Raw genomic sequence first — 22,223 nt, 5'->3', positions numbered from 1 at the left:
AAGGAGATAATTATGGAAGAGATGGAAAATAGGATTATAACTAGTGGTATGAAAGATGAAGATTTTGATATAGAGACAACATTAAGGCCTAAATTATTAGAAAACTATACTGGTCAAAATAAAGTTAAAGATAAATTAAAAATATTCATTCAAGCTGCAAGAAGTAGAGGAGAATCTCTGGATCATGTATTATTATATGGTCCTCCAGGATTAGGAAAGACTACGCTGGCAAGTATCATTGCTAATGAGATGGGGGTTAATATTAAAATTACTTCTGGACCTGCTATAGACAAACCAGGAGATTTAGCTGCGATTCTTACTAATTTAGGAGAAAATGATGTTTTATTTATAGATGAAATTCATAGATTAAATAGAAATGTAGAAGAAATATTATATCCAGCTATGGAGGATTTTGCTTTAGATATAATAATAGGAAAGGGGCCAGGTGCTAGGTCTATAAGATTAGATTTATCAAAATTTACTTTGATTGGTGCAACAACTCGAGCGGGCCTTTTAACATCACCATTAAGAGATAGATTTGGAGTAATATGCAAGTTGGATTATTATGATGTCAAAGATTTAAAAAGTATAATAATTAGATCTGCTAGAATATTAGGTATTGAAATAGATGAAGTTGGTGCATTGGAAATAGCCAAGAGATCAAGAGGGACACCTAGAATAGCCAATAGAATACTAAAAAGGGTAAGAGATTATGCAGAGGTTGTAGAAGATGGTATAATTACAAAAAGTGTAGCTGAAAAAGCATTAGATTTATTAGAAGTAGACGATTTAGGATTAGATAATGTTGATAAAAAGTTATTAATGACTATTATAAATAAATTTAATCATGGTCCAGTAGGATTAGATACGTTGGCGTCTTCAATAGGAGAAGAAAGGAATACTATTGAAGATGTTTATGAACCATATTTGTTACAAATTGGTTTCATTAATAGAACACCACGAGGAAGGATAGTTACTAAAAGGTGTTTGGAACATTTTAATATTAGAATTGAGGAATAAATATGAATGATATAGGAAGAAGTATTATAATGTTAGGTATTATTATTGTAATTATTGGAATTTTAGTATCTATTGGTGGAAAGTTTGGATTGGGGAAATTACCTGGGGACATATTAATAAAAAAGGGTAATTTCACTTTTTTCTTTCCTATATTGACTTCTATAATAATAAGTATTATTTTAACTATTATAGTAAATATAATAAGGAAAATTCTCTAATAATATAAGTATATGTTATAAGTTATAAAGCAAAGGATGATTTCATGAGAACTAGTGATTTTTATTTTGATTTGCCTAAAGAATTAATAGCACAACATCCGCTTGAAGAAAGAGAAAAATCTAGAATGTTAGTTCTGGATAGAAAAAGCGGAAATATAAAACATAAAATTTTTAGTGATATAATTGATTATTTACAAGAAGGGGATTGTTTGGTATTAAATAATACTAGAGTTATTCCTGCTAGATTATATGGTAGAAGGGAAAAAAGTGGAGGGAAGGTTGAATTTCTTTTATTAAACAATATTGAAGGAGATAATTGGGAAACTTTAGTAAAGCCTGGTAAAAAAGCAAAGATTGGGGATATTATAGAATTTGGTGATGGAAAATTACAGGCAGAAATATTAGATATAAAAGAAGGGGGAACTAGAATAGTAAGGTTTCTATATAAAGGTATATTTCAAGAAATATTAGATAGATTAGGGGAGATGCCTCTTCCTCCTTATATAACGGCTGAGCTTGAAGATAGAGAAAGATATCAAACTGTATATTCTAAAAAAGAAGGATCGGCTGCGGCTCCTACTGCGGGACTCCACTTTACAAAGGAATTATTAAAAAAAATAGAAAATAAGGGTATAAATATTGTATATATTACATTACATGTAGGATTAGGTACATTTAGACCAGTAAAGGTTGATGATGTTAATGAACATAAAATGCATTCCGAGTTTTTTGAAGTAAATAAGGAAACAGCAGATATTATTAATGCTACTAGAGAAAAAGGAGGTAGAGTCATATCTGTAGGAACAACTTCAACTAGAACGTTAGAGTCAGCTGTTGATGATCAAGGGAGAGTAAAGAAATGTTCAGGTTGGACAGATATATTTATTTATCCAGGCTATGAATTTAAAGTTATTGATGGATTGATAACAAATTTTCATTTGCCAGAATCTACATTAATAATGTTAGTAAGTGCATTGACTGGAAGAGATAAAATATTAAATGCATATAAAATAGCAGTTGAGGAAAAATATAGATTTTTTAGCTTTGGCGATTCTATGCTTATTATATAGGGATTAAACAGGAGGATGAAAATGGCTGTAACATATGAATTAATAAAAGAAGAAAAAAACACTAAGGCTAGATTAGGGAAATTACATACTCCTCATGGAGTAATTGAAACACCAATTTTTATGCCAGTAGGAACTAAAGCAACAGTAAAAGCAATGACTCCAGAAGAATTAAAAGATATGCAGACACAAATTATATTAAGCAATACATATCATTTATATCTTAGACCAGGTCATAAGTTGATTGAAGAAGCTGGAGGTCTTCACAAATTTATGAATTGGGATAAACCTATACTTACTGATAGTGGAGGTTTTCAAGTTTTTAGTTTAGGAGAATTAAGAGATATAACGGAAAAAGGTGTACATTTTAGATCACATATAGATGGTTCAAAACATTTTATTAGTCCTGAAAAATCTATTGAGATACAGAATTCATTGGGTTCAGATATTGCTATGGCTTTTGATGAATGTACTCCTTATCCAGCTGATAAGGAGTATGTAAAGAAATCTTTAGAAAGGACAACTAGATGGGCAAAAAGATGTCAAGAAGTTCATAAAAAGTCAGATGTTCAAGGAATTTTTGGTATTGTACAAGGTGGGATGTATAGAGATTTAAGGGAACAAAGTGTAAAGGAAATAACAGATTTGGATTTTCCAGGATATGCAGTGGGAGGATTAAGTGTAGGTGAACCTGCCGATTTGATGTATGGAGTATTGGATTATACTGTTCCGTTATTACCTAAAAATAAACCCAGATATTTGATGGGAGTCGGTAGTCCAGATTATTTATTTGAAGCTGTAATTCGAGGTATTGATATGGCTGATTGTGTATTACCTACTAGAATTGCTAGAAATGGTACAGTTATAACTAGTAGAGGAAGATTGGTAGTAAAAAATGCTAAATATGCTAAAGACTTTTCACCATTAGATCCTGAATGTAATTGTTATGCATGTAAAAATTATACTAGGGCATATATTAGACATTTATTTAAAGCAAATGAAATATTAGGAGCTAGATTGACTACTATTCATAATTTATATTTTTTGATACAGCTTATGGAGAATATACGAGATGCTATAAAAAAAGATAGATTATTAGAGTATAGAGAAGAATTTTATAAAAAGTATGGTTATGATTTATAGAATAAAGGATTTTTTAATTTATTATAGAATATATTTATTATAGAATATATTATAGATATTATTTTATTGAAAGGAGTGTATATGATATGGATGCATTAAGAGCTTTTATTCTTCCCATAGCATTATTGGTTATATTTTATTTTCTTTTAATTAGACCACAGCAAAAGAGAGATAAAAAAGTTAAAGAAATGAGAAGTAATCTTCAAGTGGGAGATAAAATTGCTACTATAGGTGGTATAGTTGGTAAAATAGTAAAGGTAAAGGAAGATCAAGTTACAATTGAAGTAGGCTCTGATAAAACAAAATTTGAGATTAAGAAATGGGCAGTAGGAACTAATTTAAATGAAACTGAATAATAAAAATGATCGATTCTAAAGGAATCGGTCTTTTTATTTGGAATAAAATTTGAAAATTAGCATATGTATTGATTAAGAGTAGGAGGTGTTGTTATGAATAATAGTAAGGCAAATAGTAATTATAGCATGATATTAGTAAAAAGTTTGATTTTAAGTTTTATTATAACGTTTATATTTTTTGTGATTTTCACATTAATTTTAACTTATACTAATTTATCGGAAAGTTGGATGCCAATAATAAATTCTATTATATTAATTATTTCAATCAGTATTGGTGCAATAAAGATAGCAATAAATACTAATGAAAGAGGATATTTAAACGGGGGAATAATAGGTCTAATTTATGTTATAATTTTAATTTTATTGAGTGCAATATTTATGAAGGAATTTCAATTTTCTAGTTATACATTAATAAAAATAATAATTGGAGTCGTTGCTGGCGTATTATCAGGAATGATAGGAGCTAACTTAAAATAAAACTTTATAGCTAATATAGTTTGTGATATAATTTAAACGTAAATTATGGTTTAGGAGGTGAAGAACCGTTAGAAAATCTTTAATAAACTTTATATAAGGTTACTTTAAATTCGTAATGCATAGAGCATTTAATTTGTGATATAATATTTATAGCTATTGTGAATCCCATATATTGCTAAAGTGATACAGTCATAATCAAATCAAAGTAGCTTATAAATAGGGAATTAAACAAGTTTTATAGAGTTTTATAAGGTTTTGACAACGGTATCATATGAAACATATTAAGACATTGAGTAGTAGAAATTTAAAAAATACAATAGCAAATGGTGGTTGTGGTGAATGTCAAACTTCTTGTCAATCTGCATGTAAAACGTCATGTACTGTTGGTAATCAAAGTTGTGAAAATATTAGTAGATGAAAAAGTAGTGATTAATCACTACTTTTTCATTTACTAATAAGATTTTTATAGTATGTAATTTAATAAAAAGTTGAAGATAAAATTTATTTACTATAAAATAAGGAATATCAGAATAAACAGGAGGAGCAAAATGAAAAATATACATAAATTTAAACAGAATAATAAAAATATTATTCTTGATATAAACAGTGGTTCGGTTCACTTAGTTGATGAATTGATTTGGGATATGATTGATTTATATAATGAAAATGATTTGAAAGAAATAAATAATATTTTATCATATAAATATGATAAAGAACTTATAAAAGAAGGATATGCTGAAATAGAGGAATTAGAAAAAAATGATGTGTTGTTTTCAGATGATATTTATATGGAATCTATAAAATACGATCAAGAAAAAGTAGTTAAAGCTTTATGTCTTCATATAGCTCACGATTGTAATTTAAAATGTGAATATTGTTTTGCATCTCAAGGTGATTTTGATGGGGACAAGTCCTTGATGAGTTTGGAAGTTGGTAAGAAGGCTTTAGATTGTTTAGTAAAGAATTCTGCTAATAGAAGAAATCTTGAAGTGGATTTCTTTGGTGGTGAACCATTAATGAATTTTGATGTGGTAAAAGAATTAGTTTATTATGGTAGAAGCCTGGAAAAGAAGTATGATAAAAATTTCAGATTTACTATAACAACAAATGGAGTATTACTGGATAAAGAAAAAATGAATTTTATCAATGAACATATGTCTAATGTGGTATTAAGTTTAGATGGTAGAAAAGATGTCAATGATAATATGAGAAAAACGGTTAATGGAGAAGGAAGTTTTGATATAATTGTTCCTAAATTTTTAGATATGGTAAGATTAAGAGGGAATAAAGATCATTATGTTAGAGGAACTTTTACTTCTAAGAATCTTGATTTTTCTAAAGACATAATGGAGTTATATAATCTTGGTTTTAAAAGTGTATCAGTGGAACCAGTAGTTATAGAGCCATCACAGGAATATGCGATTTTAGAGAAACATTTGGGAAAAATATTAGATGAATATGATAAGTTATCAAAAGATTATATTGATATCAAAAGAAAAGATAATGATTTTAATTTCTTTCATTTTACTATAGATTTAAATCAAGGGCCATGTGCTATTAAGAGAGCTTCAGGTTGTGGAGCTGGAGTTGAATATTTAGCTATAACTCCAGAAGGATATATATATCCATGCCATCAGTTTGTAGGAAATGAAAAATTCAAACTTGGTTCTTTAGATACTGGGATTAGGAATAACGAGATAGTTGATAAATTTAAAGAAGCTAATGTTTATAATAAAGAAGACTGCAAAGATTGTTGGGCAAGATTCTATTGTAGCGGTGGATGTCATGCAAATGCATATAATTTTAATAAAGACATAAAGAAACCTTATAAAATTGGTTGTGAAATGGAGAAAAAGAGAATAGAAAGCTCTATATCTATATTAGCTAATTTAAATGAAGAGGAGGTATAAAATGATTAAGAAATTTAAGGATAAGAAGCCTAGTATTGATGAAACATGTTTTATAGCAGAAACTGCTGATATAATTGGAGATGTAGCAATAGGGAAAAATTCTAGTATATGGTATAATTGCGTATTAAGAGCTGATGGAAATAAGATTGTAATAGGAGAGAATACTAATGTACAAGATGGCACGATAATGCATATTGAAAATAGTCATCCTACTATTATTGGGAATAATGTAACGATAGGTCATAAAGCAATAGTACATGCATGTAATATAAAAGATAATGTTTTAATAGGTATGGGTGCTATTATATTAAATGGAGCAATTATAGAGGATAATGTTCTTGTAGGAGCAGGAAGTGTAGTTACACCAGGTAAGAGATTTCCGTCGGGAACTCTTGTACTTGGATCTCCTGCAAAAGTGGTCAGAGATTTAACTGAGGATGAAATAGAGAATCTAAAAAACTTTGCTAAACATTACGTGGAATTGGCCCAAGGGCATAAATAGAATGATTAAGGAGGAAAAATTATGAATGTGAAGAAGATGATTATTTTCCTTTTAATAGTTATTATAATTGTAGGTGGAGGATATACGGCTATTAATGGTATTAATATAGGAAAATATGAAATTAATTCTGTAAGGGATTCCCTTAATTTAGGCTTGGAGCTAGAAGGGGGAGTATATGTAGTTTTAGAAGGAAAGACTGATGCAACTGGAGAAGAATTAGATAAAAAGATGAAGGAAGCTAAGGCAATAATAGATCAAAGGGTTAATGGCTTAGGTGTTACGGAACCTAATATAGTAATTGAAGGTGACAATAGAATTAGGGTGGAGCTTCCTGGAGTGAAGAATGCAGAAGAAGCAATGGATATGATAGGTAAAACTGCAGAGCTTCAATTTATTGATGCTGAAGAAAATGTTGTTGTAACAGGTGAACATGTAAAAGAAGCAGAACCTATGTATATAGAAAATTCTTCAACTGGTCAAAATACACCGGTGGTATCATTGGCTTTTAATTCTGAGGGAGCTAAATTATTTAAGAAAGCTACTGAAAATGCTATGTCTAAACCTGCTGGTGCAGATAGAGTTGTTAGAATAGTACTTGATGGGGAAGAAATTTCTACGCCTGAGGTTGGTGCTGTTATAACTGATGGTAAGGCTACTATTGAGGGTGAATTTACAATAGAAGAAGTCACAGAACTTGCTACTCTGATTAGTGGTGGAGCTTTGCCAATGGAAATGGAAGAGGTTCAGTCTTCTACTATTGGTCCTACTCTAGGATTAACTTCTTTAGATAAATCAATTTTTGCTGCTGGAATTGGATTAATATTAATATTTATGTTTATGTTGATAGTATATAGAATACCAGGACTTATATCAATTATAGCTTTGACTATATATGTATTATTAGTCTTATTTACTATGGTTAGTATAAATGCTACATTAACATTACCTGGCATTGCAGGCTTGATTTTATCTATTGGTATGGCAGTGGATGCTAATGTTGTAATATTTGAACGTATTAAGGAAGATATTAAATCAGGAAAATCATTAAGAGCTTCTGTAGATTCTGGATTTAAGAAAGCATTATCAACAGTCTTAGACGCCAATATTACCACTCTTATTGCAGGTATAGTTTTATTTAATTTTGGTACAGGTCCTGTAAAAGGGTTTGCGGTTACTTTAATTATAGGGGTAATTATATCAATGATTACAGCGATATTTATTACAAGATTTTTATTGAAATTATTCATTGGAATAAATATAACGAAAAATACAAAATTATTTGGAGCATAGAGGGGGGAGAATATTGGATTTACAAATTATTAAACGAAAGAATATATTTTTTATAATATCATCCATTGTTATAATAATTGGTATTATCATGATGTTTGTTAATGGATTTAATCTAGGAATTGATTTCACTGGTGGTAGTATTATTCAAATTGATTTAGGAAAGACTGTTTCAGTAGATGAAATAAGAGAGATAACTGATGAATTTGATTCTAATGCTGATATTATTCATTCTGGTGACGAAAGAAATGAAATCATAATTAAATCTTCTGAAGATTTTTCTATGGATGAAAGAATGGAAATATTTAACAAGATTAAAGAAGAATATGATTTAGCTGATGATGAGCCAATAAGGTCAGAAAAAATAGGGCCTTCTATTGGAGAAGAAATTAAAAAATCATCTTTTATAGCTATAGGATTAGCCACTGTAGGTATGCTTATATATATAACATTTAGGTTTGAATTTAAGTTTGGAATATCTGCTATTATTGCATTGATACATGATATTTTAGTAGCTTTGTCTATATATGCGATATTTAATTTACAAGTTAATGAATCTTTTGTAGCTGCAATGTTAACTATTGTAGGATATTCGATTAATGATACTATAGTATTGTTTGATAGAATAAGAGAAAATTTAAAATCATTTAAGAAGGCAGAATATGATAAATTAATTGATACAAGTATATCTCAAACCATTATAAGATCAATTAATACTTCATTTACTACTTTGTTGGCTATTGCATCATTATATATATTTGGTGTAGAAGCAATAAAAGGATTTGCGTTGCCATTGATTATAGGAGTATTGATTGGAACATATTCTTCTATATTTATAGCAAGTCCAATATGGTATATTTTAAAAACTAAGACAAAATAAAATCTCAGGCTTTCCTGAGATTTTATTTTACGAAATCATAATGAAAATTAATTTGATTAATTAGCAAATATATTTTTAATATATTTATACTTAGGGTAAGTTATTAATAGATTAAATATAATGAGGTAGATTTTTTATGAAAAAAAATAAGTTTAATAAAATACAACGTTATAAAGAAATTTCTAATGTATTAACTAAGTATGGATTTAGTATGTTAGCTGAAAGATTGCATAAAAAATTGATTTTAAGGAAATTGTTTTTTCAAAAATCAAGTAAGTTAAATGAGAATTATACTAGAGCTGAACGCATAAGGATGGCTTTGGAGGAATTAGGACCTACATTTATAAAGTTAGGCCAATTAATGAGTACTAGATATGATTTACTTCCTGAAGATATAGTTGAAGAGCTGTCTAAATTACAAGATGATGTAGGGGCTTTTCCGTGGGAAAGTGCTGAAGAAATTTTTAATACAGAAACAGGATATAAAATTGAAGAGGTATTTTCGGAATTTGATAGGACTCCTATTGCAGCAGCTTCCATAGGCCAAGCTTATAAAGGCATACTTAAATCCGGAGAAAGAGTAGTTGTAAAAATAAGAAGACCTAATATAGATGAAATAGTTTCAAGGGATTTACAAATATTAAAAAGGATATCAAATATTGTAGATGACCATTTAATCAAAAAAAACATTGTTAAGTTTAATCAAATATTAAATGAGTTTGCTATAACTATAAAAAGAGAATTGAATTATACTATTGAGGGACAAAATTATGAAAATTTTAGAGCAACATATAAAAATGATGATAAAGTATATATTCCTAAAGTTTTTTGGAAATACACTACTAAGAAAACAATTATAACTTCTGAAGTAAAAGGAATTAAAATAAGTAATATTACGGAAATTAATGATAAGGGTTATGACAAAGATAAGATTGCCTTTAATATTGCAGAAGTTTATATGGAACAAGTTTTTTTACATGGCTTTTATCATGGAGATCCTCATCCTGGGAATTTATTTGTTGTTAATGAGAATAAAATTGGGTTTATAGATTTTGGTATAATCGGATATATAGATGACGAGAGTATGAAATTATTAATATTACTTTTAAGATCTTCATTACATAGAAATATTGATAAAATTGTGGAAGTCTTTTATAAGATGGATGCTATATCAGATGATACCAATATAATGCTTTTTAAAAGAGATATAAACTATATAATAAATTATTATTATAATGTGCCTTTAGATAGATTAAAATTTAATGATGCGTTAAATGATATTTTAAGAGTTGCATTTAAACATAAGGTTGAGATTCCTAGTCAATGGATATTATTAATTAAATCAATAATAACATTGGAGGGTACAGGGAAGAAATTAAACCCTAAATTTAATTTTACAGATGTATCAAAAACTATATTAGATAAAATAAAAAGAGATAAATTAAATCCTAATGAATTGATTAAAAAGACTTATGACTTAATATATAATGAAATATCTAATTTTCAAGAAATGCCTAAATTATTAAATAAAATACTTTATAAAGTTGAAAGAGATAGAATACATGTAAATATGAAGCATGAAGGAATAGATAATTTAAATAGAGAATTGAATTCTATATCAAATAAACTTTCTTTAAGTCTTATAATATCAGCAATAATAATAGGATCTTCTACAATAATTCAATCTAAAGCTGGACCACAGATGTTAGGTATGTCTGCCATTGGATTAATAGGATTTGTAATTGCTGGTATAATGGGTTTAACTTTAGTTTTATCAATAATTTTACGATCTTATAACAATAAAAAATAAAAGGAGTGATAATATGCAATTAGGATTTATATTATCTTCATTATTTGCTATTTCTAAAAAATAATAATAAGTAATAAGTTGAATAAAGTCTACCTATTAGCTATAATATTATATGTGTTTTTTATTGTCTAAGAAAGTTTATTTAATAAACTTTCTTAGACAATAAAAATAAGGGTTGTAGGGGATGAAATCCCCTGCCGTATTAGAAGAGTGCTCAGGTGCATGTATTACGTACCGTCGAAGGGAAACTAGGTTTCCCTAGCGAAGGAGGATACGATTTTTATCCGACTTTTTAAAATATTGTGGGTGAAATTATGTTAAAAAAAGATAAAAAATTTGTAAAGGTATTATATCAAGAAGATAAGTATATAGAAGAAATTTCTCGAGAATTTAGGATTTCTCCTATTGTATCTAAAGTTTTATTGAATAGAGGATTAAAAAGCAAAGAAGAAATAAAAAAATTTTTAAATCCTACATATGATGATTTTCATGATCCTTCCTTATTGAAGGACATGGATAATGTAACGGACAGAATATTAAGAGCTATAGAATTAGATGAAAACATATGGATATATGGAGATTATGATGTTGATGGAGTTACAAGTACTTCATTGCTTATTAATTTTTTCTCTCAAATTGGAATTGAAGTAGATTATTATATTCCAGATAGACATAAAGAAGGGTATGGTTTAAATAAAGATGCAGTAAAATTTATAAGAGAGCAAAAAGGAAATCTTATAATTACAGTAGATTGTGGAATAACTTCTGTAGAAGAAGTTAAATATTGTAATGAATTAGGGATGGATATTATTATAACTGATCATCATACTTGTGGAGATAGGTTACCAGATGCAGCAGGTGTTATAAATCCTAATAGAGAAGACAGTAACTACCCTTTTAAAAAGTTAGCCGGTGTAGGGGTTGCATTTAAATTAGTTCAATCTATAAGTAGGGAATTTAAAATAGATATAGATTATCTTTCATTACTTCCTATAGTTGCTATTGGAACTGTTGCAGATGTAGTTTCATTAATGGGGGAAAATAGATTAATTGTAAAAAAAGGATTAGAATTGATTAATAAAACTACTAATTTAGGAATAAAAGCTTTGATTGAAGTTACAGGTTTGGAAGGAAAAGAAATTTCTGGAGGACATATAGGTTTTATAATAGGACCAAGGATAAATGCAGCAGGTAGAATGAAACATGCTCGTAAAGGCGTGGAACTATTTACTTCGACTAATTATGAAGAAGCATTAAATATTGCTAAGGAGTTGGATGAAGAAAATAAGTATAGGCAAGAAATAGAAAGTAGAATTTTTGATGAAGCTGATGAACTGATAAGAAGAGAAGGACTAGATGATGATAATGTTATAGTATTATCATCTAATGATTGGCATCATGGCGTTATAGGAATTGTCAGTTCTCGGATAACGGAAAAATATTATAAACCATCTGTTCTTATATCTATAGATGAAAATAATAAAGGGCGAGGTTCTGCAAGAAGCATTTCTACACTTAATATATATGATGCATTAAATGATTCTAGAGATCTCTTTTTAGGTTTTGGAGGGCATAAACTAGCTGCTGGATTATCTATCGATAAAGACAATATTGATACTTTTAAAAATAGAGTTAATTCTTGGGTTGGAAAAAATTTAGAGCCAGAGGATTTTTGTCAAGAGATTGTTGTAGATTCTGTAGTAGAAATGGAAGATATCTCTTTGAATACTGTAGTGAATTTAGATAAGCTTGCTCCTTTTGGTATGGGAAATTCAAGTCCAGTATTTTCATTCGAAGATTCTATTGTAAAAAATATTAGGAGTGTAGGTAGAAATAGGTCTCATCTTAAATTAGGAATATTGTATAAAGGAATGAAAATTGATTGTATTGGTTTTAATTTAGGATATATGACAGATAATATTAATAATTTGGATTTAATAAATATAATTGGTTCTTTAGATATTAATGAATATAATGGAGAAAAGAAAGTTCAAATACTAATTAAAGATATTATTAAATCTGATATTGAGTTAGATATAGAAAGTAAATATAATGAAGATTTAAATAGGATTTTAACTAATGGTCTTCAAAAATACTCTAAGGATTTTGCTATTAATGATACTAAAAGTATTGATAAATTAGATTATGTTATTGAAAGATTAAAAAGTAATAAGAAAATTAAAATATATATAAATAATTTAATGAGTTTAAGAGATATATTAAATCGAATGAATAAAGAGGGAAGAGATATATTTAAAAATACTTATTTTAATTATTTTGAAGAGGGACAAAATCGTAAAAATAAGATTATTATAAATCCTAGGATTAAAGATATAAAGAATGAAAATTGTGAAAAGATTATACTGTATGATTTGCCTTTTAGTGAAGAGATGTATTATACTATAAAAACTGTTCATGATGATGTTGTTGTATTATGTGATGACAAAGATTTAAAAAATAATAAAGAAATAATATCAAAGTTTATTCCTGATATAAAGGAATTGAGAAATATTTATAAATCATTTAAAGGAAATAATATTTTTAAACTTAATATTTCAAAATATATTTTATCATTGCAAAATAAAGATATTAATATGAATGAGATGAAAGTTCAGATAGCAATAAAAATTTTCAATGAAGCTAAATTATTAGATTATAAAGAAATAGATAAAAATAATTATTATGTAAAACTAAATGAAGTATCATCTAAAGTAAATATTAGTGATGTACCTATATTTAAAGAGTTTAGAAATTATATTTCATAATTATCTGAAGGAGGAACAAAAGTGGATCTAAGAAATAAAATAAGAAACATAGAGGATTTTCCTAAAGAAGGCATTAATTATAAAGATATTACTACTATTCTAAAAGATAAGGATGCTTTTAAGTATTGCATAGATCGATTAGTAGAAATGTCAAGAGACGTAGATTTTGATATAGTAGTTGGTCCTGAAGCAAGAGGTTTTTTAGTAGGAACTCCGTTAGCTTATGCAACAGGAGCTGGATTCGTACCTATTAGAAAACCAGGAAAATTACCTGCAGAAACAATAAGTTATGAATATGAATTAGAATATGGAACTGATACTTTAGAAATGCACAAAGATGCTATAAATCCTGGAGATAAAGTAATTATTGTAGATGATTTATTAGCTACAGGTGGAACAGTTTATGCTACAATAAATATGATAGAAAAATTAGGAGGAGAAGTAGTAGGAATTTATTTCTTAATAGAATTAGAATTTTTAAAAGGTGTTGAAAAATTAAAAGGATATAATGTAGAATCTTTAATCAAATATTAAATGCACTTAGGTGCATTTTTTAAATAAATGAAAATATCTTTTTACGTATGATTCTATGTGGTATACTATTAATGTTATATAAATTTTGACAGTAGAGAAGGTGGGTTAATTGTCATTAGATAGATTAATAGAAAAAATAAAACAATATAACCCTCAAGGTGATTTAGATAAGGTTAGAAAAGCATTCTATTTTGCCAAGTCTGCTCATGAGGGACAACGCAGAAATTCTGGTGAAGATTTTTTTATTCACCCTTTTAATGTTGCAATGATATTATCAGATATTAATATGGATATAAATACAGTGGTGTCTGGTCTACTTCATGATGTTGTAGAAGATACTAAATATACCTATGACGATATAGAAGAAGAATTTGGGGATGAAGTAGCTAATCTAGTAGATGGAGTAACAAAATTAAAAAAAATAAAATATGAAACAAAGGAAGAAAGATTAGCTGAAAATCTAAGAAAAATGGTTATTGCTATGGCTAAAGATATTAGAGTTATTATAATTAAATTAACAGATAGGCTTCATAATATGAGAACTCTGGAATATATGTCTGATGAAAAAAAGAAAGAAAAAGCATTAGAAGTACTTGAAATTTATGCACCTATAGCAAATAGACTGGGGATATTTAGAATCAAGTGGGAATTAGAAGATCTTGCATTAAGATATATTGATCCTGCTGGATATTATGATTTAGTAGATAAAGTATCTAAAAAGCGTAAAGAAAGAGAAGAATATATTAATCGTGTTATTGATAAATTAAGATTAAAATTAGACGAAGTAGATATTGAAAATGAAATAAGTGGTAGACCTAAACATTTTTATAGCATATATAGAAAAATGGTATATCAAAATAAGGTATTTGAACAAATATTCGATTTAACTGCTATTAGAGTTATAGTGGATTCAGTTAAGGATTGTTATGGAGTATTGGGAATTGTTCATACTTTATGGAAACCGATTCCAGGAAGGTTTAAGGATTATATTGCAATGCCAAAGCCTAATTTGTATCAATCTCTTCATACTACTGTGATTGGTCCAAAGGGTGAAACTTTTGAAATTCAGATAAGAACATGGGATATGCATAGAACGGCAGAATATGGAATTGCAGCTCATTGGAAATATAAAGAGGGAAATAATGATAATACAGATTTTGATGAAAAGTTAACATGGTTAAGGCAAATGTTAGAGTGGCAAAAAGAAATGAATGATCCAAAGGAATTTATGGAATCATTGAAAATAGATTTATTTACAAATGAAGTATTCGTGTTTACACCAAAAGGTGATGTGATTAATTTACCTGCAGGATCCACTCCAATAGATTTCGCTTATAGAGTTCATACAGCAGTAGGTAATACTTGTGTAGGGGCTAAAGTTGATGGAAGAATAGTACCTTTGGATTATAAATTGAAAAATGGTAATATAGTAAGTATATTAACTTCTGCTAATAGTAATGGTCCTAGTAGAGACTGGCTTAAAATAGTAAAGGGCAATCATGCTAAAAGTAAGATTAGACAATGGTTTAAAAGAGAAGAAAAATCCGAAAATGTGATCAAGGGTAGAGGTAAATTAGAAAAAGATGTAAAACGACAAGGATATAGAATAACGGAAATATTAAAAGAAAAGTGGCTTGAAAAAGTAGCTGATAAATTAAGCTTTAATAGTGTAGATGATTTATATGCAGCATTAGGATATGGAAATATTTCTCTTGCACAAATAACTACGAGATTAAAAGAATATCATAAAGAATATTACAAAACAGATGATGAGAGGAAAGACAATAATCAGATTACTATTAAAAGAGGAAGAAAGCATACTCAAGGAGTAAAAATAAGTGGTATTGATAATGTTAAGGTAAGGTTTGCTAAATGTTGTAATCCAGTTCCTGGTGATGATATAAAAGGATATATAACTAGAGGGAGAGGAGTTTCAGTTCATAGAAGTGATTGTCCTAATATATTAGATTTAGGTAAAGATCAAAGATTTATTGATGTAAGTTGGGATACTGAAGAGAAAATTTCTTATCAAGCTGAAATACAAGTTAAGGGAACTGATAGACCTGGATTATTATCTGAAATAACCAAAATGCTTTCTGAATCTAATTTATTAGTATCTTCATTAAATGCTAGAACTAATAAAGAGAGATTAGCTATGATTAATTTAACATTAGAAATTAAAGATATTGAACAATTAAATAATTTAATGAAAAAATTGAAGAAAATTAATGGTGTTATTGATGTATATAGAGTAATAACGTAGAGGTGAGAAGAATGAGAGTAGTAATTCAAAGAGTTAATAATGCTAAGGTAGATATAGATAATAAGACTTCTGGTGAGATTTCAAAAGGTTTATTAGTACTTTTGGGAATTGGAAAAGAGGACAATGAAGATGATATAAAATATCTGACAGATAAGATTTTGAATTTGAGAATTTTTCAAGATGAAAATGAGAAAATGAATTTATCACTTTTAGATATTAAAGGGGAACTATTAGTAGTTTCCCAGTTTACATTATATGGAGATTGCAGGAAAGGAAGAAGGCCTAATTTTATGAAATCTGCTAAACCTGATGTTGCAAATGTACTTTATGAAAAGTTTATATCTGTTTGTGAGGAGTATGAAATAAAAGTAGAATCAGGAGAATTTGGGGCAGACATGAAGGTTAATTTGATTAATGATGGTCCGGTTACAATATTATTAGATAGTAAAAAGGAATTTTAGTTAAGGAGGATGTATTTATGATAATAGAGAGAATACCCTGTGGAGTATTTCAAGCAAATTGCTATGTTGTTGGTTCAGAGAATAGTGGAAAAGGTATAGTAATTGATCCTGCTGGTGATGTAGATAAAATTATGAAAATAGTATATGAACATGAATTAACCATAGAGTATATCATATTAACACATGGACATGGAGATCATATAGGTGGATTATTAGAATTAAAAGATAAAACTAAAGCTCCTATTTTAATACATTCATTAGATAAAGACATGTTAATGAATAAAGAAATAAATTTATCAAATCAAATGCCTATGGAGCCAGTAGAAATTAATCCTGATAAAACTGTGGAAGATGGTGAAACTTTGGCATTAGATGATTTTGAAATAAATATAATTCATACTCCAGGACATACCCCGGGAAGCATTTCAATTAAAATAGATAAGACAATCTTCACTGGAGATACATTATTTAAAGGATCTATTGGGAGAACTGATTTAATTGGTGGTTCTTATGATGATATAATTGATTCGATTAATAAAAAATTAGTTAAGTATGATAATGATGTTACTATATTCTCAGGACATGGTCCTTCAAGTACTATTGGTATTGAAAAATCAACTAATCCTTTTATAAAAAAATCTTAAATTAATGGGGAATGATATGATAAGAGTATATTTAAATGGGCATAATGATACCCATAATATATATGAATTATTAAGAATATTAACAGAAATTCAAAAAATTGAATTTGTAAATGATGAGAAAGTTTGCAATGAGGATTTATTTATAATTAGTTCTCTAAATGGTATTAGTGTAAAGACAGAAGTTTTTAAAGATGGAAAACTAATTGCTGTTAATAATATAAAAGATATTAATAAAGTTAATATAAAAAGAGATTTAAATAAGAAAAAAAGTATAGCTATAAAAAAATCTCTTTACAAGGTCATAGAGGATATGATGGGTAGTACTGTTCCATGGGGTATATTAACAGGAATTAGACCTTCGAAAATTGTACATGAATTGAAAGAAAAAGAAATAAAGAAAGATGAAATCTTTAATATTTTAACTAAGGAATATTTAATTACAGAAGATAAGTCAAAATTATTATTGGAAATAACTGATGTAGAGGAAAAATATTTATATCCTTTAGATAAAAATAATTATAGTTTATATGTTAGTATACCTTTTTGTCCTTCAAAATGTGTGTATTGTTCTTTTCCTTCTTATCCATTAGGGAAATGGAGAGATGTGGTAGATAAATATACAGAAGCATTATTAAATGAGTTAGAGGAAATTGCAAATTTAATGAAGGGTAAAAATATTCAAACTGTGTATATTGGTGGAGGTACTCCTACATCTATACCTAAAGAAAATTTAGTTAGAATTATTAAGACTATCAATTCTCTATTTGGAAGGGAAAATATAAAAGAATTTACTGTAGAGGCTGGAAGACCTGATACAATAAAAGAAGAAATATTACAGAACCTAAAAAAGAATTATGTAGATAGGATTAGTATAAATCCCCAAACTATGAGTAAAAAGACATTAGAATTAGTTGGTAGAGAACATAATCCCGAAGATATAGAGAAAGCTTATAATATAGCAAAAAAGGTTGGATTTAATTCAATAAATATGGATGTTATTGTAGGCTTGCCTGGAGAAGATGTAGGTGATATAAAAAATACTATGAAGAAAATATTAGATCTTGACCCAGATAATTTAACAGTTCATACTTTAGCTATAAAGAAAACTTCTAAGTTAAATATAGAAAAGGAAAAATACGATTTAGCTAAGACTGAAAAAATAAAAGATATGCTTAAAATCACTAAAAATTTTTCGAAGAAAATGGAAATGATATCTTATTATATGTATAGACAAAAGCAAATTTTAGGGAATTTTGAGAATATTGGATATGCAAAAAAGAATAAGGAATGTATATATAATATTTTAATGATGGAAGAGAAGCAGACAATAATTGGTGCAGGTTCAGGAGCTGTGTCTAAAATTTTTTATCCTAGTAAAAATCGATTAGTAAGAGTACCTAATGTTAAAAATTTAAAAGATTATATTGATAGAAAAGAAGAAATGATTGAAAGAAAAAGAGTTGAAATAAATAAAATGTTGACATCAGAAGAATAATAATCTATAATGTTTACAATATAAAAATACTTAGAAGAGGAAGAGTAGTTGATTTTATTAGTTTCAGAGAGTCGGTGGTAGCTGCAAACCGATACTAAAGGTTAATGAAGACGCCTTGGAGTAAATAATCTGAAATAAAACTAGGGTTATTCGGCTATCTCCGTTATGGATTTAATAAGTGGGTTATTTAACCAATTAGGGTGGTACCACGGGAATTGGAACTCTCGTCCTTTTATAGGATAAGAGTTCTTTGTTTTTATAAAAACAAATTTACATATATTTAAAAGGAGGTTATATTATGTTTACAAAAGCTCCAAGAGGCACTAAAGATGTTACGCCGGAAGAGTCTTATAAATGGCAATATTTAGAGGAGATTTTTAGAGAGGTTTGTAAAAATTTTGGATATTATGAATTGAGAACTCCTGCATTTGAACATACTGAATTATTTGAAAGGGGAGTAGGAGAGACAACAGATGTGGTACAAAAAGAAATGTATACATTTGAGGATAAGGGAGGTAGAAGTATAACATTAAAAGCTGAAGGAACGGCTCCAGCAGCGCGACTTTATGTAGAAAATAAATTATATGCAAGTACTCAACCTATTAAAACATTTTATTTAACATCAGTATTTAGATATGAAAGACCTCAAAAGGGTAGATTGAGAGAACATCATCAATTTGGAGTAGAAGTATATGGTAGTAGGAGTGCATCAGTAGATGCCGAAGTGATAAGTATTGTTGATACTTTATATAAGAGGTTAGGAATTGAAGGTGTAGAATTACAGATTAATAGTATAGGATGTCCTAAATGCAGATCTGAATATGATAAAGCTTTAAGAGAATATTTAGAAAATAAACTTGATATTTTATGCAAAACTTGTAATTCAAGATTTGAGAAGAATCCTATGAGGATACTTGATTGTAAAAATGATAAATGTCAAGCTGAATTAGATGATGCACCTATTATATTGGACTATCTATGTGAAGAATGTGAACAACATTTTACAGATGTAAAAAGTTATTTAGATGTATTAGATATAGATTACTCTGTTAATGCAAAGATTGTAAGAGGATTAGATTATTATACTAAGACTGCTTTTGAATTTATTTCTAATGAGATAGGTGCTAAAAGCACAGTATGTGGTGGAGGACGTTATGATGGATTAGTCAAAGAAATTGGAGGTCCTGATACTCCTGCTATAGGATTTGGTATGGGAATTGAAAGATTATTATTAACTTTAGAAAATAATAATCTTGAAATTCCAAAGCCTAATGGATTAGATGTTTTCATTGTAACTATGGGAGATAAAGCAAAAAAATTATCTATAAAAATTGTAAGTAAATTAAGAGAAATAGGGATATCTTCTGATGTAGATCATCTTGATAGAAGTGTTAAAGCACAGTTTAAATATTCAAATAAAGTAGATTCTACTTATACTTTAGTAATTGGAGAAGATGAAATAGATAAAGATGTAGTTAGTATTAAAAATATGAAGACTGGAGAGCAGGAAGAAATTAAATTGAGTAATTTAGTAGAAAAAATAAAGGCTAAATTAGGGAGGTAACATAATGAGCGAAAAAATGGGAAAACTAAGAAGAACTAATATGTGTGGAAATTTGAGGTCAAATAATATTGATGATGAAGTAGTTTTGATGGGATGGGTTCAAAAAAGAAGAAATTTAGGTGGACTAATATTTGTTGATTTGAGAGATACCACTGGAATATCTCAGATTGTATTTGATACAGAATTCTCAGAAGAAGCTTTTAATAAAGCTGATAAAATAAGAAATGAATTTGTAATTGCTATTAGAGGTAAAGTAGTTGAAAGACATTCTAAAAATCAGGAAATGCCAACTGGGGATATCGAGGTTTTTGTTAAAGAATTAAAAATACTAGATGAATCTGAGACTCCACCTATATATATCAAAGATAATGATGATGTTTCAGATACTATGAGATTAAAATATAGATATCTTGATTTGAGAAAATCATATATGCAGAATAATCTTAAAATAAGACATAAGACCGCAAAAATTGTTAGAGCTTTTTATGATAATAATTCTTTTATTGAAGTTGAAACACCAATGTTAACAAAACCAACACCTGAAGGAGCAAGAGACTATTTAGTTCCTAGTAGAGTTAATCCAGGTAAATTTTTTGCATTACCTCAATCACCACAATTAATGAAACAATTATTGATGGTTTCTGGAATGGATAGATATTATCAGATAATAAAATGTTTTAGAGATGAAGATTTAAGAGCTAACAGACAACCAGAATTTACTCAAATTGATGTAGAAATGTCATTTGTTGATATAGAAGATATAATAAAATTAAATGAAGAACTTTTATATGAAATATTCAAAGAAATAAAGGGAATAGAGATAAGATTGCCAATTAGAAGAATGACTTATAATGAAGCAATGAATAAATATGGATCAGATAAACCAGATTTAAGATTTGATTTTGAGATATCTGATGTATCTGAATTAGTTAAAGATTCTCAATTCAAAGTTTTTTCTGGTACGGTTAATAGTGGAGGAGAAGTAAGAGGTATAAATGTAAATGGTTATGAAAATGAATTTAGTAGAAAAGGAATTTCAAAATTAGAAAAATATATTAAAACTTATGGTGCAAAGGGTCTAGCGTGGATAAAGATAACTGAAGAAGGAATTAGTTCTCCTATAGAAAAATTCTTAAGTGAAGAGGAAATAGGAAATATAATTGAAAAATTTGGTGGAAAAGCTGGAGATATAATTTTCTTAGTTGCTGATAAGAAAAAAGTAGTTTTAGATTCCTTAGGGCACTTAAGAATTGAAGTTGCAAAGAAATTGGATCTTATTGATGATGACGTGTTTGAATTTGTGTGGATAACTGAATTCCCACTATTCGAATATAATGAAGATGAGGATAGATATGTAGCTAAACATCATCCATTTACTCATCCTGTAGATGAAGATATTGAATTATTAGAAACAGCTCCAGAAAAAGTTAGAGCTAAAGCTTATGATATAGTTATAAATGGAGATGAAATTGGTGGGGGAAGTATAAGAATTAATAATTCTGAATTACAAGAAAAGATTTTCAAAGCTTTAGGTTTTAGCAATGAAGAAGCATGGAATAAGTTTGGCTTTTTACTTGAAGCGTTTAAATATGGAGTACCACCTCATGGAGGAATTGCTTATGGCTTTGATAGGTTAATGATGTTATTAACTGGGATGAAAAATATAAGGGATGTAATAGCATTTCCTAAAACTCAAAATGCAACATCATTACTAACCGAAGCACCCAGTGAAGTGCAAAAGTCTCAACTCGATGAGTTAAATATTTCTTTGTTAAATAAAAAATAATGCAGAATGATATTGTATTAAATAAATTGAAGGATAATCTT

At 28.1% G+C, this 22,223-nt stretch carries 20 protein-coding genes and 1 other annotated feature; all 20 genes read left to right on the top strand.

All coding sequences use genetic code 11. The features are described from left to right. The first annotated feature begins 12 nt into the window (after positions 1-12). Positions 13-1,020, top strand: coding sequence for a Holliday junction branch migration DNA helicase RuvB (gene ruvB, locus GOQ29_RS01285; protein ID WP_203370642.1), 1,008 nt, complete (start codon positions 13-15; stop codon positions 1,018-1,020). A 2-nt stretch (positions 1,021-1,022) separates the two neighbouring features. Then, positions 1,023-1,238 carry a DUF2905 domain-containing protein gene (locus tag GOQ29_RS01280; protein ID WP_203370640.1) on the top strand — a complete coding sequence of 72 codons (216 nt, stop codon included), beginning with the start codon at positions 1,023-1,025 and terminating at the stop codon, positions 1,236-1,238. Between the two features lie 44 nt (positions 1,239-1,282). Continuing rightward, positions 1,283-2,308 (top strand): tRNA preQ1(34) S-adenosylmethionine ribosyltransferase-isomerase QueA, encoded by a 1,026-nt coding sequence (gene queA, locus GOQ29_RS01275; protein ID WP_203370638.1) that lies wholly within the window; start codon positions 1,283-1,285, stop codon positions 2,306-2,308. 21 nt (positions 2,309-2,329) lie between these two features. Next, positions 2,330-3,448, top strand: a complete 1,119-nt coding sequence (gene tgt / locus GOQ29_RS01270; RefSeq protein WP_203370636.1) for a tRNA guanosine(34) transglycosylase Tgt — start codon at positions 2,330-2,332, stop codon at positions 3,446-3,448. A gap of 86 nt (positions 3,449-3,534) precedes the next feature. Next, entirely contained in the window at positions 3,535-3,804 is a 270-nt protein-coding gene (gene yajC, locus GOQ29_RS01265; protein ID WP_203370634.1) for a preprotein translocase subunit YajC, read from the top strand. A 93-nt stretch (positions 3,805-3,897) separates the two neighbouring features. Beyond that, complete coding sequence (locus GOQ29_RS01260) at positions 3,898-4,281, top strand: TIGR04086 family membrane protein (protein WP_203370632.1); 384 nt, start codon at positions 3,898-3,900, stop codon at positions 4,279-4,281. Between the two features lie 271 nt (positions 4,282-4,552). After that, positions 4,553-4,699: a six-cysteine ranthipeptide SCIFF gene (scfA, locus tag GOQ29_RS01255; protein WP_203370630.1), complete on the top strand. Its 147-nt coding sequence runs from the start codon at positions 4,553-4,555 to the stop codon at positions 4,697-4,699. A 130-nt stretch (positions 4,700-4,829) separates the two neighbouring features. Beyond that, positions 4,830-6,191: a thioether cross-link-forming SCIFF peptide maturase gene (scfB, locus tag GOQ29_RS01250; RefSeq protein WP_203370628.1), complete on the top strand. Its 1,362-nt coding sequence runs from the start codon at positions 4,830-4,832 to the stop codon at positions 6,189-6,191. A gap of 1 nt (position 6,192) precedes the next feature. Further along, entirely contained in the window at positions 6,193-6,693 is a 501-nt protein-coding gene (locus GOQ29_RS01245) for a gamma carbonic anhydrase family protein (protein WP_203370626.1), read from the top strand. A gap of 21 nt (positions 6,694-6,714) precedes the next feature. Continuing rightward, positions 6,715-7,983 carry a protein translocase subunit SecD gene (gene secD, locus GOQ29_RS01240; RefSeq protein WP_203370624.1) on the top strand — a complete coding sequence of 423 codons (1,269 nt, stop codon included), beginning with the start codon at positions 6,715-6,717 and terminating at the stop codon, positions 7,981-7,983. Between the two features lie 13 nt (positions 7,984-7,996). Beyond that, the gene (secF, locus tag GOQ29_RS01235) at positions 7,997-8,860 is read left to right on the top strand and encodes a protein translocase subunit SecF (protein ID WP_203370622.1); all 864 of its coding nucleotides are present in this window, start codon (positions 7,997-7,999) and stop codon (positions 8,858-8,860) included. Positions 8,861-8,996: 136 nt separating this feature from the next. Beyond that, entirely contained in the window at positions 8,997-10,670 is a 1,674-nt protein-coding gene (locus GOQ29_RS01230) for an ABC1 kinase family protein (RefSeq protein WP_203370620.1), read from the top strand. Positions 10,671-10,984: 314 nt separating this feature from the next. After that, positions 10,985-13,435 carry a single-stranded-DNA-specific exonuclease RecJ gene (recJ, locus tag GOQ29_RS01225; protein WP_203370618.1) on the top strand — a complete coding sequence of 817 codons (2,451 nt, stop codon included), beginning with the start codon at positions 10,985-10,987 and terminating at the stop codon, positions 13,433-13,435. A gap of 21 nt (positions 13,436-13,456) precedes the next feature. Continuing rightward, positions 13,457-13,969 (top strand): adenine phosphoribosyltransferase, encoded by a 513-nt coding sequence (locus tag GOQ29_RS01220; RefSeq protein ID WP_203370616.1) that lies wholly within the window; start codon positions 13,457-13,459, stop codon positions 13,967-13,969. Positions 13,970-14,078: 109 nt separating this feature from the next. Next, positions 14,079-16,232: a RelA/SpoT family protein gene (locus GOQ29_RS01215; protein WP_203370614.1), complete on the top strand. Its 2,154-nt coding sequence runs from the start codon at positions 14,079-14,081 to the stop codon at positions 16,230-16,232. Between the two features lie 11 nt (positions 16,233-16,243). Further along, the gene (gene dtd, locus GOQ29_RS01210) at positions 16,244-16,693 is read left to right on the top strand and encodes a D-aminoacyl-tRNA deacylase (protein WP_203370612.1); all 450 of its coding nucleotides are present in this window, start codon (positions 16,244-16,246) and stop codon (positions 16,691-16,693) included. A gap of 17 nt (positions 16,694-16,710) precedes the next feature. Next, on the top strand, positions 16,711-17,337 hold the full coding sequence (locus GOQ29_RS01205; RefSeq protein WP_203370611.1) for an MBL fold metallo-hydrolase: 627 nt from the start codon (positions 16,711-16,713) through the stop codon (positions 17,335-17,337). Positions 17,338-17,353: 16 nt separating this feature from the next. Beyond that, positions 17,354-18,832, top strand: coding sequence for a coproporphyrinogen dehydrogenase HemZ (gene hemZ / locus GOQ29_RS01200; protein WP_203370609.1), 1,479 nt, complete (start codon positions 17,354-17,356; stop codon positions 18,830-18,832). Positions 18,833-18,854: 22 nt separating this feature from the next. Beyond that, positions 18,855-19,067 (top strand) — a binding site (T-box leader). 63 nt (positions 19,068-19,130) lie between these two features. Beyond that, complete coding sequence (gene hisS, locus GOQ29_RS01195; protein ID WP_203370607.1) at positions 19,131-20,396, top strand: histidine--tRNA ligase; 1,266 nt, start codon at positions 19,131-19,133, stop codon at positions 20,394-20,396. 4 nt (positions 20,397-20,400) lie between these two features. Next, on the top strand, positions 20,401-22,182 hold the full coding sequence (gene aspS / locus GOQ29_RS01190) for an aspartate--tRNA ligase (RefSeq protein WP_203370605.1): 1,782 nt from the start codon (positions 20,401-20,403) through the stop codon (positions 22,180-22,182). The last annotated feature ends 41 nt before the right edge of the window (positions 22,183-22,223 follow it).

The sequence above is a fragment of the Anaeromonas gelatinilytica genome, assembly GCF_016820635.1.
Classification (GTDB): Bacteria; Bacillota; Clostridia; order Tissierellales; family SIT17; genus Anaeromonas; species Anaeromonas gelatinilytica.
Note: the sequence above shows the minus strand (reverse complement) of the source record. Positions and strands in the feature narration are given on the sequence as shown.